The following is a 16,655-nucleotide window of genomic DNA, read 5'->3' on the forward strand; positions in this document are numbered from 1 at the left end:
AGTTTAAAACAAATATCCTAAAAAGACAAGCATATTCACCACAGTGCACCTTGCCGGGAAAGCATGGAACACTGGTGAATATGCTTGTTTTTGCATAGGAGTTATCTCGCTCCCCTGATATAGGATTTTCCAACTGCTTCCGGAGCGTGGTTTTTTCCAATAGAGCCTAAAAGGGCAATTAAAGTAATAATGTATGGCAGCATACTTAGGGCCTGGGAAGGCAGAGGCACGCCGATGGCCTGAAGCCTGATCTGAAGCGCATTGGCAGCTCCAAATAAAAATGCTGCGCCTAACATTCCTGCAGGAATATACCGGCCTAATATTACTGCGGCAAGTGCAATATAGCCTCGCCCTGAGGTCATATTTTCAGAGAAATTTCCCACCTGAACTAATACCAGGTAAGCGCCGCCCATTCCTCCTAACACTCCGTTGCACACCATTGCAATATACTGATACTTATGTACCGGAATACCTGCGGAATCTGCAGACCGGGGATTTTCTCCCACTGCGGCAAAGGACAGCCCCAGATTTGTTTTCTTATAGAAAAATGTCACTGCAATAATCAGAAAATATATAAAATAAGTAAGAATATCCTGGTTAAATAACGCACTTCCAATGAAAGGAATATCTGACAGCACAGGAATAGGCAGCTTGGAAACAGGTTCAATCTGTTTATAGGAATCTCCGCTGGACAAAAGTTTGTATAAAAAGCTTGTCACTCCTAAAACAAAAATGTTAATGGCAATTCCGCTGACAGACTGATCCTGAGAAAGGCGGATGGAAAGCACTGCATGAATCATGCTGACAGCTACTCCTCCTAGAATTCCCCATAAAAGTCCTATGGCAATGCTTCCTGTAAAATAGGTTCCTGCAAAGGAGAAAAATGCTCCGCTAAGCATAACGCCTTCCATACCAATATTCAAAATTCCTGTTTTTTCAGATATAGTTTCCCCCAGGCCTGCATAAGCCAAAGGCACTGCCATTCGGACGGCGGCAGCTAAAAACGCAGTTAAAAAACTTACAGAAAATATTTGCTCCAGCATTTATTTCCCCTCCTTTTTCTTTCCTGCCCTGACGGCAAACAGCTGACGGCCCAGAATTAAAAGCACAATCATGCCAATTAAAAAGTTTACAATAGCCGCGGGAATTCCCATTTGGCGCTGCATAGAATTGGCTCCTACCTCTAAAGCCGCAAAAGCGATAGCCGCCGCTAAAACTCCTCCAGGGTGATTGGAGGCCAAAAGAGTAATCAGCACTGCCGTGTACCCGCATTCTCCTGAAATTCCCTCTAAAAGCTTTTTCTGAACTCCCAATACCTCTACGGCCCCGGCAATTCCGGCTAAGCCGCCGCTTAACGCCGCGGAAATAATAATATTTTTTACTACTGAAATTCCGTTGCAGGCCGCCGCCCTCTTATTAAAGCCTACTGCCTTAATTTCATATCCCGCCGTGGTTTTTTCCATTAAAAACCACACCAGAACCACTGCCGCCACTGCAATGAAAATTCCAATATGGATACGGGTGGGGCGGAGAAATCTGTACATGGTGGCGCTGCTTTCAATTTTGGCAGACTGGGGAATGCTGCCTGCCGGGTCCATCATAAATGTGCGCACTGCAATTCCCAGAATATTAATGGCTATGTAGTTTAACATAATTGTTACAATAATCTCGGAAATCCCCAGCTTAGCTTTAAACATTGCCGCGATTAACGCCCACAGACCGCCGAAAATAAATCCTGCCCCAACGGCCAGCACAATTCTTCCCGGACCTGGCAGAAAGGTACAGTTTAAAGCCACCCAGGCGGAAGCCAGCGCTCCTACATAAAACTGGCCTTCTGCACCAATATTGAAAAATCCTGTTCTAAAGGCTACGGAACATCCCAGGCCTGTAAGAATTAAAGGAGTGGCTTTTACAAATACTTCGCAGAACCCATTTAAGTTGCCGAATATGCCCTTAAAAAACATTTGACAGGCCTCAGCCGGGCTGGCCCCTGCTAACATCACTAAAACTGCAGCTGTAATTACTGTAATCAGAATAATCGCTGAAATTTCAACTGCCTTTTCTTTTCTGTCCCTATTCATCAGCCTTCTCCTCTCCCTTCACTCCGCCCATTAAAAGTCCGATTTTAAATACATCTGCTTCCTTCCTGTCCAGAACTCCGATAATTTTTCCCTCAAACATTACTGCAACTCTGTCGCTTAATCCTAAGATTTCCTCCAGATCTGCAGATATTAAAATTACGCTTTTTCCCTGGTTTCTCTGCTTCATTAAAGTCTGATGGACAAACTCTGTAGCTCCAATATCCAGTCCTCTTGTAGGCTGGCTGGCCACAATCAGCTTTGCTGCCTGGGAAATTTCCCTGGACAAAATTACTTTCTGCTGATTGCCTCCGCTCATAAGCTTAACCAGGGTTTTTATACCGCTTTTTCCCGAGGTTTTAATGCTGTATTCTTCCAAGGCCTTTCCGGCAGCCTCCTCAGCCTTTTTATAATCTAAAATTCCCTTTTTAGAAAAAGGAGGTTTATTAAACTCTCTCAATATAATATTATCTGTTACTGTCATATCCATAACAAGACTGTCGTTGTGCCTGTCGTCTGATATGTAAGAAATGCCCATATCAAACCGTTCTTTTACAGAAAGCCGGTTAATATTTTTCCCGTTAAATTCAATGGTTCCGTCTGAAGGCTTTCTGATTCCTGTAATCACTTCTGCCAGTTCCTTCTGCCCATTGCCTTCCACGCCTGCAATACCTAAAATTTCTCCCTTTCTCACATCCAGGAAAATGTGGTTGAGAAGCTGCTTTCCGCTTTTTCCTTTAGATAATGCCACGCCTCTTAAACTAAGGGCGGCCTCCTTTAACGCAGCCGGCCTTTCATGGCTTTTTTCCGCCAAAGGTCTGCCAATCATGTGAGCGGACAGCTCCTCCGGGGTGGTTTCTGCAGTAATCAGCTCCTTGGCCATTCTGCCGTCCCTTAAAATGGTTACGCTGTCGCTGATAGCCATAATTTCCCCTAAACGGTGTGTAATAATAATGATTCCATATCCTTCTTCCTTCAGCTTTCTTAAAACGCCAAAGAAATTTTCTGTTTCCTGGGGAGTTAAAACTCCAGTAGGCTCGTCCAGAATCAGCAGGCTGACATTGCGGTAAAGAGCCTTTAATATTTCCACTCTCTGCTGTTCTCCTACAGATAAATCACTGATTCTGGCATTAGGATTTACAAAAAGCCCGTATTTTTCTGCCAAAGCTTTAATGTTTTCTGAGGCGGCTTTTCTGTCCAACACAGGGCTGTTGTCCTTCAGCCCAAGAATAATATTATCCAGAACCGTCATTTTATTTACCAGAGAGAAATGCTGATGAACCATACCGATTCCCTGTTCAATGGCCTCTTTAGGGGACCGGAATTTCACCGGCTTTCCTTTATAAATAATTTCTCCTCTGTCTGCCTGATAAATGCCGAACAAAATATTCATCAATGTGGTTTTGCCTGCCCCGTTTTCTCCAAGAAGAGCGTGAATTTCTCCCTGTTCTACCTGCAGACTAATATCCTCATTGGCATACACCCCAGAAAAAGCTTTTGTTATATGTCTCATTTCCAACAATGGCATACTACTGTTTCCTTTCTTTCGTCTATTTCCTTCAGACTGTAATGCAGGAAGTGTTGCAGAGCCGACCCCAGTCTTTAGGATTCGGTTTTGCAACACTTTCTATTTCAGTCCTGAATTGTCAGGAGGTTATTATCTTGCCTTTGTATCACAAGGTACTTCAAATTCACCAGAAGTAATAGCTGCAACCTTCTCGTCGATCATTGCCTTTACATCCTCTGGAATTTTTTCTTCTAGTCCATGATAGGGAGCAATGCTGACTGCGCCCTCAGCCATACCCAGGTTATAGATACCGCCTTCAAAGGTACCGTCCACTACTGTGCTGAAAGCTACCTCTACTACGTGAGGAATGTGGTACACAGAAGAAGAAAGCACTGTGTCTGGAGCCAGGTCATTCTGATCATAGGAATCTCCTGTTGCATAAATTCCAGCTTCCTTTGCAGCGTTAATAGCGCCTGTACCGGACTCATTTGCACAGTGGCCGATTACATCTACGCCGTTGTCAATCATAGCCTGAGCTGCTTCTTTTCCTAAAGCTGTGTCTGTAAAGGAACCTGTCCATGCTGTCTGAACTTCAATGTCAGGATTTACTTCCTTGGCTCCATCCTCAAATCCGTTCATAATTTTTACAAGGGATGCTCCCTGAATCGGTCCGATATATCCCACCTTTCCGGACTCAGACATAGCTGCTGCCAGCATTCCCATTACATAGCCGCCTTCTTCACAGCTGGATACATAGGAAGCTACGTTTTCTGCGGAAACCTCTCCCTCAGTTACAATAAACTTTGTATCCGGATACTCTTCTGCAACTTCAATAGCAGGGTCGCCGAACTCGTAGCCGTGGCCAATAATTACATCATAACCATTTGCCGCATAATCAGCGTAAGCTGCCTCAATATCATCTGGAGTCAGGTTCTCTGTATATGCAATTTCGCAGCCGTAATCAGCCTCCAACAGCTTTAAGCCGTCAAATGCAGACTGACACCATCCCATGTCGTTGGCTGCTCCGGAGAGACATAAAGCCACTTTATATGTTTTTCCCTCTGTATCTGCTGCCTCAGCCTTCTCCCCCTCTGCTTCGTTTCCTTCTGCAGCTGTTGACTGTCCTGTAGGCGTGCTTGCCTCAGACTCCTTTGAATCTCCGCCGCAGCCTGTTACGCTGACTGCCGCCATTGCTGCTGCAAGAAGAATTGCTGATAATTTAGCTGTTTTTCTCATGTTTTTTCCCTCTCTTTTTTAACATTCATTATTTTCATTTATGGCTTCAGTATTCTGACCTGAATATGGGTAATATAATTTGCAGTGTTATTTTCCACAAACTGATCCAGAATATTAAAGTTAATAGTTAAGGTATCCAAAGTCAAATCTGACCCAAAAGAACGTATTCTCTTAAAAGCTTGGGAAATCGTCTCGTAAGGCCCTACGTGGTAGCCGCAGAGAAAATCTCCTGCCGGTATCTCCTTAATCTGAGGAGGCACAGTTAAATCGGGAATACTTTTTTCATCTGGATAAAGGTAAGCCCCAAAATACTTTTTATCCCCCTGGTAAAAGGCGATTGTAGGATAAAAATAAAAGGAATTGTGGCTGTACAGCATCTCCTCCCCACCGATATCCAAATACTTTCTGGCTTCAAAATGGCGGACAGAAATGGAATCTGTGAAAAGCCCCTGTTTTTCCTGTTCAATAAACTTCAGCTTTCTCTGAATAGCCTGATCTATAGAAAAAAGCTCCTGCCACTGTTTATGCAGCTCCTCTGATCTTTGTTTTAAGGAAGCCAGAGCCAGCTCTGAATGGCTGGTGCTGCGGGATTCTGTAATTTCCTCTAAGGAATATCCCAGCTTTCTCATGTAGCAGATAGTGGCCAGCTCATAAATCTGATCAAACTCATACCTTCTCCGGCCATTTTTCTCATTTCTCTGTCTGGGCTTAAAAATCCCCGCCTTATCATAGTAGTACAAGGTTTGTATATTCAGGCCGAATAAGGCGCTCATTTCTCCAATAGATAAAAAATCCTTCAATTTTCCGCCCTTCTTTTAAGAATTAAAGAAACATTTTATAAGCTTCATTTGGCTGGCGGATTACTTTTGTACACACAGCCTCGCCTTCAGCCGCCAGTTTCTTTTCATCTACTCCCTGAAGTTCTCCGTCCTTGTAAACAACCTTTCCGTTGATCATTGTCATCCACACCGGTCCTGTCTGGCCTACTCTTGCCAGCATATTGCAGGGATCGTGAAGCGCTCCTGCAAGCTCCAGTGTTTCTGTGTCAATCATAAACAAATCAGCTGCCTTCTCCGGCTCTAATGAGCCCAGATCTAAACGTCCCAGCGTCTTTGCACCGTTGATGGTAGCCACCTTTAACATATCGTAAGCAGAAGCGCAGCCGCCTCTGGCTTTTGTGTGATAAGCCTGCATCATATATGAGGTTCTTAAAGAATCCAGCAAATTGGAGCTGTCGTTTGTGGCAGATCCGTCGCAGCCTAAGCTAATAAGAACTCCTGCTTCTGACATTGCCTTAATATCTAAAATCGGAAAGCCTCCTAAAATAGCTGGGCTTGGGCAGTGGGAAACTCCTGTTTTCGCCTGAGCCAGCACCTTATATTCCTCTGAAAGCACCTCCCAGTTATGAGCGTACCATACGTCCTCTCCAATAAATCCAATATCCTGGCACCAATCTAAGGTTCTCTTTCCATAGCGGGCAATAATTCCCTCGTTCTCCCCTTCCCCTAAATGGGTGTGCATACGAACGCCCTTTTCCCTTGCCATGGCTACAGTCTCGGTAAATGTGTCCTGACGGCAGTTAATTGGCTGACAGGGAGCCATTACTATTTGTCTCATAGAAAATGGATTGGGATCGTGGTAAAGACTGATCAGTCTTTCACAGTCTTTTAAAAACTCATCTGTTGTCTCCAGCATATTATCTGGGATGGAACTGCCCTCTTCTCTGGAAAGAGTGTTAGTTCCTCTTCCTGCGTGGTAGCGGATTCCTAAAAGCTTGGCCGCCTCCATCTGACGGTCCACAGGCTCCTTCCCCGTCTTCTTTGTATAGCAGTACTGATGGTCAAAAGCACATGTACAGCCATGCTTAATTAAATCAGCAAAAGCAGTGAGAGAGGAATAATAAATAACATCATTATCAATAATCTGAAAAATGCGGTAAATCTTGTCAATCCAATCCATAACCATCATATTAGGATAGTCAATAGTAATCAGGTTCCTGACAAATGTTTGGAAAAAATGATGATGTGTGTTAATCAGTCCTGGGTACACAAACTTTCCTGACGCGTCAATCACCTTTGCGCCTTCTGCCTCAAGACCTTTTCCTATTGCTGTAATTTTCGGTCCTTCAATCAGAATATCACTGTCCCAGTAAACCTGATCTTTGGCATCGCATGTCACAATAGCCCTGGCATTTTGAATCAGAATCTTCTGTTCCATATATTTCCTCCATTTTTCTTCTGCAGCAGTTTGCCGCTCTTATTTCTTTTACAATTATATAACCTATAGTTACTATAGATTCAAGTGATTAATAAAAGAATATACATTAAAAATATTAATGAATAAACGGAAGAATTTGTAATAAAAAGGACTGATGCACAGGCCGCCTATTTTATATAGCCCTTTGTGCATCAATCCTTATTTCATTTTATTTAAAATATTTTACGCCGGACTCAAAAATCTTCATGTCTTGCTCTCCGTAAATATTTACTGCAACAGCCTCTCCTCTTCTCTCAGAGTGAGCCATCTTGCCCAGAATTCGTCCGTCAGGACTGATAATACCCTCAATCGCCATGTAAGACCCGTTTGGATTCCAGAACTCGTCCATAGTGGCGTTTCCTTTATCATCTACATACTGAGTAGCAACCTGGCCGTTTTCAAACAGCTTTTTCAGCCACTGATCGTTAGCCACAAATCTTCCTTCCCCGTGGGAAGCCGGATTACAGTACACGCCTCCTAATTGGGCGCCTGCAAGCCAAGGGGACTTATCTGTTACTACTTTTGTATATACCATTTTAGAAATATGACGTCCAATGGTGTTCATAGTCAGGGTAGGGGAATCTGGTCTCTGTTCACAAATGGTTCCCTCCGGCACTAAGCCTAACTTAATTAAGGCCTGGAAACCGTTGCAGATGCCTAACATAAGTCCGTCTCTCTCCTGAAGAAGCTTTTCAATTTCTTCTTTTATTACTGCGTTGCGGAATACAGCGGCAAAGAACTTCGCAGAACCTTCCGGCTCATCTCCTGCGGAAAAACCGCCTGGGAACATTACAATCTGAGCCTTTTTAATTTCTGCCTTGTAAACCTCCACAGACTCTCTAATGTCCTCTGCTGACAAGTTTTTAAACACCTTAGTTACAACCTTAGCTCCTGCTCTTTCAAAGGCCTTTGTGCTGTCATACTCACAGTTAGTGCCTGGGAATACAGGAATAAATACTGCAGGCTGTCCAATTTTATGTCCGCAGGTGTATATAGAATCTGCGTGGAAGGTATTTTGAGGCACATTTGTCTGTTCCACTCCTGACTGAGTAGGGAATACCTTCTCTAAAGTATTGGTCCATGTATTTAAAGCCTCATCCATAGTGATTACAGTGTTGCCGTATTCAAAGCAGCCTGTATCTGTAACTTCTCCTATCACTGTATAGGAAATTGCCAGCTCTCCCACCTTTCCGTCTGGAACCTCGCATACAATATTGCCCCAGCCAGGCGCAAAGAAATCTCTTGGGTCTACATTGTGCTCTATTTTTACTCCCAGTTTATTTCCAAAGGCCATTTTGCTTACAGCCTCAGCCATACCGTGACGCTCTACCTCATATGCGGAAATAATTCTGCCTGCCTGTATATCCTTGTGAAGCTTCTCATAGCCTTCCATCAGCTGACTGTACACCGGCAGATCGTACTGATCCTTTTCAATCTTAAATACTACTATTTTGCTGCCCGGCTTTTTAAATTCCGGAGTAATAATATTTTTGTAGCTTGTTACATCTACAGCAAAGGAAACTAAGGTAGGCGGAACATTGATTTCCCCGTTCTGCTCGTCGTTAAATGTACCTGACATACTGTCCTTTCCGCCGATAGAAGGAAGTCCGAAGCCTAACTGGGCAGCGTAAGCGCCTAAAAGAGCAGCAAAAGGCTGGCTCCATCTTGCAGGGTCCTGGCTCATTCTGCGGAAATATTCCTGGAATGTAAAACGGATTTTGCTGAAATCTCCGCCTGCCGCCACAATCTTGGCAATGGAGGATACTACTGCGTAAACAGCGCCGTGGAATGGGCTCCAGCTGGACAAATAAGGATCAAAGCCATAGCTCATCATTGTAACAGTATCTGTCTGGCCTTCCAGCACAGGCAGCTTAGCCACCATAGACTGAGTTTCTGTCAGCTGATATTTTCCGCCGTAAGGCATAAATACGCTGCCTGCTCCAATAGAGCCGTCAAACATTTCCACCAGACCTTTTTGAGAACATACATTTAAAGAAGCCAGCATGTTCATCCATGTCTGTTTTACGTCCCCGATTTCTTTTCTTTCAAACAGATTTCCCTCTCTGCCCGGAACCTCCAAAGTAACGTCGGCCTCCTGGTGAGCTCCGTTTGTATCTAAAAATGCTCTGCTGATATCTACAATGGTTTTGCCTCTCCAGCTCATTACCAGTCTTGGCTCTTTTGTAACAGTTGCCACAGTAATCGCTTCCAGGTTTTCCTCTGCTGCAAAGCCCAGGAATTTGTCTACATCTTTAGGCTCCACAACTACTGCCATACGCTCCTGAGACTCAGAAATTGCGATTTCTGTGCCGTCTAAGCCGGCATATTTTTTCGGCACTCTGTCCAGGTCAATTACCAGGCCGGCAGCCAGCTCTCCGATTGCCACTGACACGCCTCCTGCTCCAAAGTCATTACATTTTTTAATAATGCTGCTGACCTCCGGTCTGCGGAACATTCTCTGAATCTTTCTCTCAGTAGGAGCATTTCCCTTCTGCACCTCTGCTCCGCACACTTCAATAGAAGCTTCTGTGTGCACTTTAGAGGAGCCTGTAGCTCCGCCGATGCCGTCTCTTCCAGTACGTCCTCCTAACAGAATAATAATATCTCCAGGATCAGATGTTTCACGGATCACGTTCTTTCTTGGAGCAGCGCCCATAACTGCGCCGATTTCCATTCTTTTAGCCGCATATCCCGGATGGTAAATTTCTTTTACATATCCTGTAGCCAGTCCAATCTGATTGCCGTAGGAGCTGTAGCCGTGAGCCGCCCCTGTTACCAGCTTTTTCTGAGGAAGCTTGCCCTTTAATGTTTCATTTAAAGGCTTAGTAGGATCTGCCGCCCCTGTTACGCGCATAGCCTGGTACACATAAGTACGGCCTGACAAAGGATCTCTGATGGCTCCTCCCAAACATGTTGCAGCCCCGCCGAAAGGCTCGATCTCTGTAGGGTGGTTGTGAGTTTCATTTTTAAAGTTTACAAGCCATTCCTCTGTTTTTCCGTCGATTTCCACAGGCACCACAATACTGCAGGCGTTAATTTCCTCAGAAACCTCCATATCCTCCAGCTTGCCCTCTGCTCTCAGCTTTTTCATGGCCATAAGAGCCAGGTCCATAAGGCAGACAAACTTGTCGTCCCTTCCCTTATAAATCACCTCTCTGTCAGCCAGATACTGTTCATATGCCGCCTGAATAGGAGCCTTGTATTCTCCGTCTGTAAATGTTACATTTTTCAGCTCTGTGGAAAATGTAGTGTGGCGGCAGTGATCTGACCAATAAGTATCTAAAACTCTGATTTCTGTTACAGACGGATCTCTTTTTTCTTCATTTAAAAAGTAATTCTGAATGTGCTGGAAGTCCTTAAAAGTCATAGCCAGATTTAAGGAGCTGTAAAGCTGTTTTAAAACCTCCTCATCAAAACTGCAGAACCCTTCAAAAATTTTCACATCCTCAGGCACCTCAAATACAGTTTCTAAAGTCTCCGGCTTTTCCATATCTGCTTCTCTGGAGTCCACAGGATTAATACAGAATCCTTTTACCGCCTCTGCCTGCTCATTTGTTATCTGGCCTTCTATTACATATGTGGTGGCAGTGCGGATAATCGGCTGCTCATTTTCATTTAACAGCTTTACGCACTGCTCTGCAGAGTCAGCTCTCTGGTCAAACTGTCCCGGCAGATATTCTACAGAAAATACAACGCTTCCTTCTTTGCAGGGAAATGTTTCCTCATATAATTCATCTACAGGCGGCTCAGAAAAAATAGTGCCTAAAGAAGCTTTGTATGTTTCCTCTGACAAATTTTCAATATCATAACGGATCAGCACTCTTACCCCAGTCACTGTGCTGATGCCAAGGTAGCTTTCAATCTCTTCCCGGAGTTCTTTTGCCTTTACCGCGTAATCCGGTTTTTTCTCCACATAAATACGTCTAACGCCCATGTTTTTTCCTCCTGTCTTTTCTGCCTGAAAAGGCAGATGTTTATTGCTCCCACTTTCAGTTACATAATCATCTACCCTTATCATATCATAAGAAATATAAATTAGTAAAATTAATATATCTTATATTTTTTATAAAATACTCTAATTATTTCTTTTTTCGTTTTCCTATCCAGTCCGCCCCTAATATTACAACTCCTGCTGCAATCACTGCCAGCAAAATATTATTAGGAGTAAACCATTTGCTGAAAACATTGGTCCTTCCTCCGATTTCTAAAGGCTCTGCCTCCTCCAGAGAATCGAAAACCACGCTGTCTATTATTTCCTTTACTTGTTTTTCAGTTTCCTTGGACAGGGGCCCGTTAAAAGACATAATCTGAAATCTGAGAGAATTGTGATTTACTATGGTGAAATACTGCTGCCCATAGCCGTTTCCCTCCCCCAGCTCCATTTTACTTACAATAAATTTTGCCTGAGGATGGTCATAAAGAGTGTAGCCGTCATATTTCACAGGACTGCCCTTTTCCTCCTTTGTCAGATTTTCTGCAAATTTCTCCACATCCTCATCAGAAAACTGGGTTAAATGGGTTATTTTTTCTTCTGAAGAAATACATGTAATATTAAACTCTGTTTTTTCATCCATATTCATAGAGTCCAGCAGTACATTCTGGCTTTCCAGTTGAGACAGCATGTCCTTTCCGTCCACTCCCAGCTGACTAAATACAGGATCGTCCGGCTCCATATCTGACGTTACAGCAGCCCACGCCTTAGGCACCTGCAGCTGAAAGCCCGGCTTATTAATCTTTACTGTTTCTTTGTCCTCCGCCTGAGAAACGCCGGGAACACATAAAAGAATTATGCCGGCTGCCAAAGCTGCCCCTATTTGTTTCCAACCTGGTTTTTTCATTATAAATCTCCTTTTCTTTACAGGAACCTTAGCACCTGGGCCTTACCCAGGCAGATGGCTGGTGTCATTCAGCTCTATTAATGTGTACATTCCAGTATCTTTATCATACTCCACTGTGCTGATACTTACATTTTCCACAATAATTTCCTCATGTCTGCCCAGGCTTTTTCTCATCATATAAGACAGCATATATGCCAGGGCGGCTCCGTGGGACACAACTGCCACGTCTCCCTCTGCCCTCTTTACAATTTCGTCTGCAGCTTTTCCTACTCTTTCATAAACCTGCTGTCTGGACTCTCCCCCCGGAGGCGTAATTTCCGCCGGCTCCTTCTGCCAGATTTTGTATTCCACAGGGTATTTTTCCTGAATCTCTTTCCAGGTCATTCCCTCCCACAGGCCAAACTCTACTTCCTCTAAGCCGTCTAAAAGAATTACCTTTACCCCCTGGCTGGCGCCGATGGCATTTGCCGTCTCCATAGCTCTTTTCTTTTTGCTGGAGAATATTTGAACTACAGGCCTTTTTTTCATTCCCCCGGCCAAATATTCTGCCTGGCGCCTTCCTGTTTCATTTAAAGAAATGTCATGGCTGCCCTGGATTCTCCCAGCCAGATTCCAGTCTGTCTGTCCGTGGCGAATTAAATAAATCTTCATCTTTTGTCTCTCCCCTTGCCTGGATTTAAATTTTCTCAGGATCTACCTTAGGGGCAGAGCTTATATTTACTGCGTCTAAAGCCAGCTTCATAATATCCTTAATTTCATCCTCTGTCATTTTCATTTTTGCAGACAGCTCCTCCAAGGTGGCTTCTCTCCCCAGCTCCTTAGCCATAGCTGCAGATATATCCTGAAGCACATTTACTCTGGCCGCCATTTGTTCCTCTATATCCTTTTCCTGACTTTGCTCCTCTATAGCCGCCTCCACTGCGCTTATAACTGCTTCTTTCAGCATTTCCCGGAAATTTCCTGTTTTAAAATCTGCCACAGTTAAAAGTAAGGCCATATTAGCCTCCTGTACTAAATCATTTACAGGAACTCCCCTTCCCTCGTAGGCCTTAGCATATTCCAGCACATTTTTCAAATTGCCGTTTATCAGCCTTTCCTTCACCGCCTCATTTCCCAAGGCCAGCTCTTTTAAAAGAGCCTCCTCCTCCTGAGATTCTAATACTTCTATATCTCCTAATTCTTCCAGATACATCTGGTAAAAATCATCATGCATATTCTGACTCCTATTCTCCTATTTTTTGATTTCAGTATATCCATCCTTTTAGTTTCCGTCAAGACCAGGACATTTTATGATTCTCCAAAAGGCCTTATATATTTGCGAAAATCCCTTTGCATATTTGCCATAAATATGATAAGCTTTAATAAGGTTATAAGGAGGACTAATAATGGATATTAATTATGAGTTATACAAGGTGTTTTATCATGTGGCTGTTACTCTCAGCTTTTCAGAAGCCTCAAAGCAGCTTTTTATCTCTCAGTCTGCAGTCAGCCAATCTATAAAAGTGTTGGAAAAAAAGTTAAACCAGACCCTTTTTATCCGCAGCACAAAAAAGGTACAGCTGACTCCTGAAGGGGAGATTCTGCTAAAGCATATTGAGCCTGCCATGAATCTGATTAAGCGGGGAGAAAATCAGCTGCTGGAGGCCAACACTTTAAACGGCGGTCAGCTTCGTATCGGCGCCAGCGACACCATTTGCCGGTATTATCTGATTCCTTATTTAAACCGTTTTCATTTAAAATATCCAAATGTACATATAAAAGTCAACAACCAAACCTCTATTGAGTGCGCCAGACTTTTAGATAACGGACAAGTAGACTTTATTATTACAAATTATCCTAATTCCGGCTTGTCCAATACGCAGAATATAAGAACGTTAAAGGAATTTTCTGATGTTTTTGTGGCTAACCGTCAGTTTTTCTCTCTGGAGAATCAGATCATCTCTTTAGGGCAGCTGCAGAATTATCCTATTTTGATGCTGGATAGGAAAAGCACTACCAGCGAGTTTCTCCACAGTATGTTTCAGAAATACCAGCTGGATTTAGTGCCGGAGATTGAGTTAAGCAGCAATGATCTGCTGATTGATTTAGCCCGCATCGGCCTTGGAATTGCCTTTGTGCCGGACTTTTGCATACCGCCGTCTGACAAGGATTTGTTTGTGCTTCAGTTAGAAAAGCATCTGCCCTCCAGGCAGATTGTGGTGGCTTATAATGAAAACCTGCCTATTTCCCAGGCAGCCAAACAATTTATGGATATGATGTAATCTTATTTTGGAGCAGACATTAGTGGTCTGCTCCATGTTTCTTCCAGAATTCTTTCAAGGCTTTATCTACACTGTTCTCATTTACTATCTGGCAGTCCTGCCATTCTAAGGGAAACAGCTGTCTGTACTCATTTCCCAAAAAACGGTTGTCTAAAAGAGCAATAATTCCTGTGTCCTTGGGCGTTCTAATGACTCTCCCCGCCGCCTGCAGCACCTTATTCATACCTGGATACTGATAGGCAAACCGAAAACCGTCTCCTTTTTTTTCTTCAAAATAATTTCTCAAAATTTCCTGCTCTGCACATACCATAGGAAGGCCAGTTCCTACCAGCACAGCCCCAATTAAACGATCCTCAGTTAAATCTATTCCCTCTGAAAACAGACCTCCCATCACGCAAAACCCTGCAAAAGACTGGTCTCTTTTCTGGTCAAACTGACTTAAAAAATCCTCCCTTTCTTCCTCCGCCATTCTGCTTTGCTGAATCATCCACTGAAACTTTTGAGGCTCCTGCCTTAAAAGTTCATCTATCTGCGCCATATACTGATAAGACGGGAAAAACACCATATAATTTCCTGTTTTCCCGTTTACTATTTTTTTAATATATTCTGCCACCTTCCCATATTCCCTGGCGTTCCTTCTGCTGTAACGGCTGCTTACGTCAGAGGCCATAATTAAAAGTCTGTTGTCCTGGCAAAAAGGGGACTTGGCATAAATAGCCGGGTTCTCAGTATTGCCGCTTAAAAGCTCTTTATAGTAATTTACCGGCAGCAATGTAGCTGAAAAAAATACGGCGGCATTCCCCTGGTCTAAACAGGAGGATAAGTTGGCGGCCGGGTTTACGCAGAACAATCTTACTGAAAACTGACCGTCCTTGTCCAGCTGACTATATATCTGGTAATTTTCGTCTGCCGCCTCATGGATGTACATAAAATTTCTAAGCTTAAAATAAAAATCTAAAACCAGCTCCCGATCCTGAAACTCCTGGTTTTCCTCCATAAACTTTTCCATTTCCCCCAAAGCAGACTGGGCGGCCACAGCCAACAGGTGAATGTCAGGAAGTACAGTTACCTCCCCTCCCTGTCTTTTCATTTCTAACATCAGCTTATTGCACCGTTCTAAAAGCTTTGCCAGCTTAGGAGATCTGTTTTTAATAATTTTTTTGGCCAGCAGTATTTCTTCTTTCACCAAGGTTTCGCTGTACATTTCCCTGGCTCTGGATACCAGATTATGAGCCTCGTCTATTAGAAACAAATATTCTCCATGGCTTTTCTCCCCAAAATACCGCTTTAATCTTACATTTGGGTCAAATACGTAATTGTAATCGCATATAATTCCGTCGCACCAGCTGGTAATATCCAGACAAAATTCAAAGGGACACACACAATGCTTTTCCCCGTACTCTAAAATCGCCTCTCTTGTTATTTCTCTTTTGCTGTGTATAATATCATAAACAGCGTCATTGACTCTGTCAAAATGCCCTTTTGCCCTGGGGCAGCTGTCCGGGTTGCATTGAGGCTGTTCTAAAATACACAGTTTTTCCTTAGCTGTTATTGTTACAGATGAAAAATACAGCCCTCTTTCCCCTAACATGTGAAAAGTGCTTTCCGCCACGCTTCTGGTAATGGTTTTTGCAGTTAAATAAAACAGCTTGTCTCCATAGCCGTCTCCCATGGCCTTTAGGCTGGGATAAATTGTCGCAATGGTTTTTCCAATACCTGTAGGCGCCTGTATAAAAAGCCTTTCTCCTTTTTCAATACTTCTATAGACTGTTCCCGCCAAAATCTTCTGGCCCTCTCTGTAGGTAAAAGGAAACTCCATATCTTTTATAGACTGATCTCTCCTTAACCCATGAAAATACAAATATCTGGCCCATTTTACATATTCGTGAATCAGCCCCTGAAACCAATCCTTCAGCTCCTCGTAAGAGCGTTCCTCCTGAAACCTTTTTATTTCCTCTGTATCAATATTGCCATAGGTGATCTGAATTGTAATATAATCCAGCTGATTCTGAACGCTGTAAAAATATCCGTAGCATCTGGCCTGAGCCAAATGTACCTCCTCCGGCTCTTTTATTTTTGCCACATCCTGATAAACGCCTTTAATTTCGTCTATTGTAACTTCTTTGCCCTGAGTAATAATCCCGTCGGCCCGCCCTTCCACAAGGATCTCAAATTGCTCCTCCGCCACTGTAAACTTTAAGGGAACCTCCGGCCGGTACTCTGGTCCCATTCTTCTTTGAATCTTTCTGTGAAGCCTGGAGCCTGCCTGCATGGCTTCTTTTTCCCTGCCCTGTCCTCTTCTGTTGTCTATGTCCCCTGAACGGAGCACAAACTCTACCAGATTCCTCACTGATATTTTTATTTTTTTCTCTCCGCTCTCATCCATAATCCAGCTCCTGTTTTTCTGATTTCTTTTTATTATACAGCAAAAGGGAACTGTAAGCAAACTTACAATTCCCTTTTGGCCTGTATACAGGCT

General features: G+C 43.5%; 12 protein-coding genes. 1 reads left to right on the top strand and 11 read right to left on the bottom strand.

Translation table 11 applies throughout. From position 1 onward, the window contains the following. Positions 1-101: 101 nt before the first annotated feature. From C1A07_RS02805 to C1A07_RS02850, 10 genes are all read right to left on the bottom strand, one after another. Positions 102-1,043, bottom strand: coding sequence for an ABC transporter permease (locus C1A07_RS02805; protein WP_101875762.1), 942 nt, complete (start codon positions 1,041-1,043; stop codon positions 102-104). Beyond that, positions 1,044-2,081, bottom strand: a complete 1,038-nt coding sequence (locus C1A07_RS02810; RefSeq protein ID WP_101875763.1) for an ABC transporter permease — start codon at positions 2,079-2,081, stop codon at positions 1,044-1,046. After that, on the bottom strand, positions 2,074-3,606 hold the full coding sequence (locus C1A07_RS02815; protein ID WP_101875764.1) for an ABC transporter ATP-binding protein: 1,533 nt from the start codon (positions 3,604-3,606) through the stop codon (positions 2,074-2,076). The genes C1A07_RS02810 and C1A07_RS02815 overlap by 8 nt, the downstream gene beginning before the upstream one ends. Positions 3,607-3,735: 129 nt before the next feature. Next, on the bottom strand, positions 3,736-4,821 hold the full coding sequence (locus C1A07_RS02820) for a BMP family protein (protein WP_101875765.1): 1,086 nt from the start codon (positions 4,819-4,821) through the stop codon (positions 3,736-3,738). A gap of 38 nt (positions 4,822-4,859) precedes the next feature. After that, positions 4,860-5,621, bottom strand: a complete 762-nt coding sequence (locus C1A07_RS02825) for a MerR family transcriptional regulator (RefSeq protein ID WP_101875766.1) — start codon at positions 5,619-5,621, stop codon at positions 4,860-4,862. A gap of 22 nt (positions 5,622-5,643) precedes the next feature. After that, a complete protein-coding gene (locus C1A07_RS02830; RefSeq protein ID WP_101875767.1) occupies positions 5,644-7,038 on the bottom strand; it encodes an amidohydrolase in 1,395 nt (464 codons plus the stop codon). Between the two features lie 208 nt (positions 7,039-7,246). Then, complete coding sequence (locus tag C1A07_RS02835; RefSeq protein WP_101875768.1) at positions 7,247-11,011, bottom strand: phosphoribosylformylglycinamidine synthase; 3,765 nt, start codon at positions 11,009-11,011, stop codon at positions 7,247-7,249. Positions 11,012-11,156: 145 nt separating this feature from the next. Continuing rightward, positions 11,157-11,915: a hypothetical protein gene (locus tag C1A07_RS02840; protein WP_101875769.1), complete on the bottom strand. Its 759-nt coding sequence runs from the start codon at positions 11,913-11,915 to the stop codon at positions 11,157-11,159. A 42-nt stretch (positions 11,916-11,957) separates the two neighbouring features. Beyond that, positions 11,958-12,566, bottom strand: a complete 609-nt coding sequence (locus C1A07_RS02845) for a histidine phosphatase family protein (RefSeq protein WP_101875770.1) — start codon at positions 12,564-12,566, stop codon at positions 11,958-11,960. Between the two features lie 25 nt (positions 12,567-12,591). Continuing rightward, positions 12,592-13,128, bottom strand: coding sequence for a sigma-70 domain-containing protein (locus tag C1A07_RS02850; protein ID WP_101875771.1), 537 nt, complete (start codon positions 13,126-13,128; stop codon positions 12,592-12,594). Between the two features lie 172 nt (positions 13,129-13,300). On the opposite strand from C1A07_RS02850, the gene C1A07_RS02855 reads away from it, so the two are divergent. Continuing rightward, the gene (locus C1A07_RS02855; RefSeq protein WP_101875772.1) at positions 13,301-14,176 is read left to right on the top strand and encodes a LysR family transcriptional regulator; all 876 of its coding nucleotides are present in this window, start codon (positions 13,301-13,303) and stop codon (positions 14,174-14,176) included. Positions 14,177-14,195: 19 nt separating this feature from the next. On the opposite strand, the gene C1A07_RS02860 is transcribed toward C1A07_RS02855, so the two are convergent. Continuing rightward, entirely contained in the window at positions 14,196-16,562 is a 2,367-nt protein-coding gene (locus C1A07_RS02860) for an ATP-dependent DNA helicase (protein WP_101875773.1), read from the bottom strand. Between the last annotated feature and the right edge of the window lie 93 nt (positions 16,563-16,655).

It is taken from the genome of Lachnoclostridium edouardi, assembly GCF_900240245.1.
In the GTDB taxonomy this organism is placed as follows: Bacteria; Bacillota; Clostridia; order Lachnospirales; family Lachnospiraceae; genus Lachnoclostridium_A; species Lachnoclostridium_A edouardi.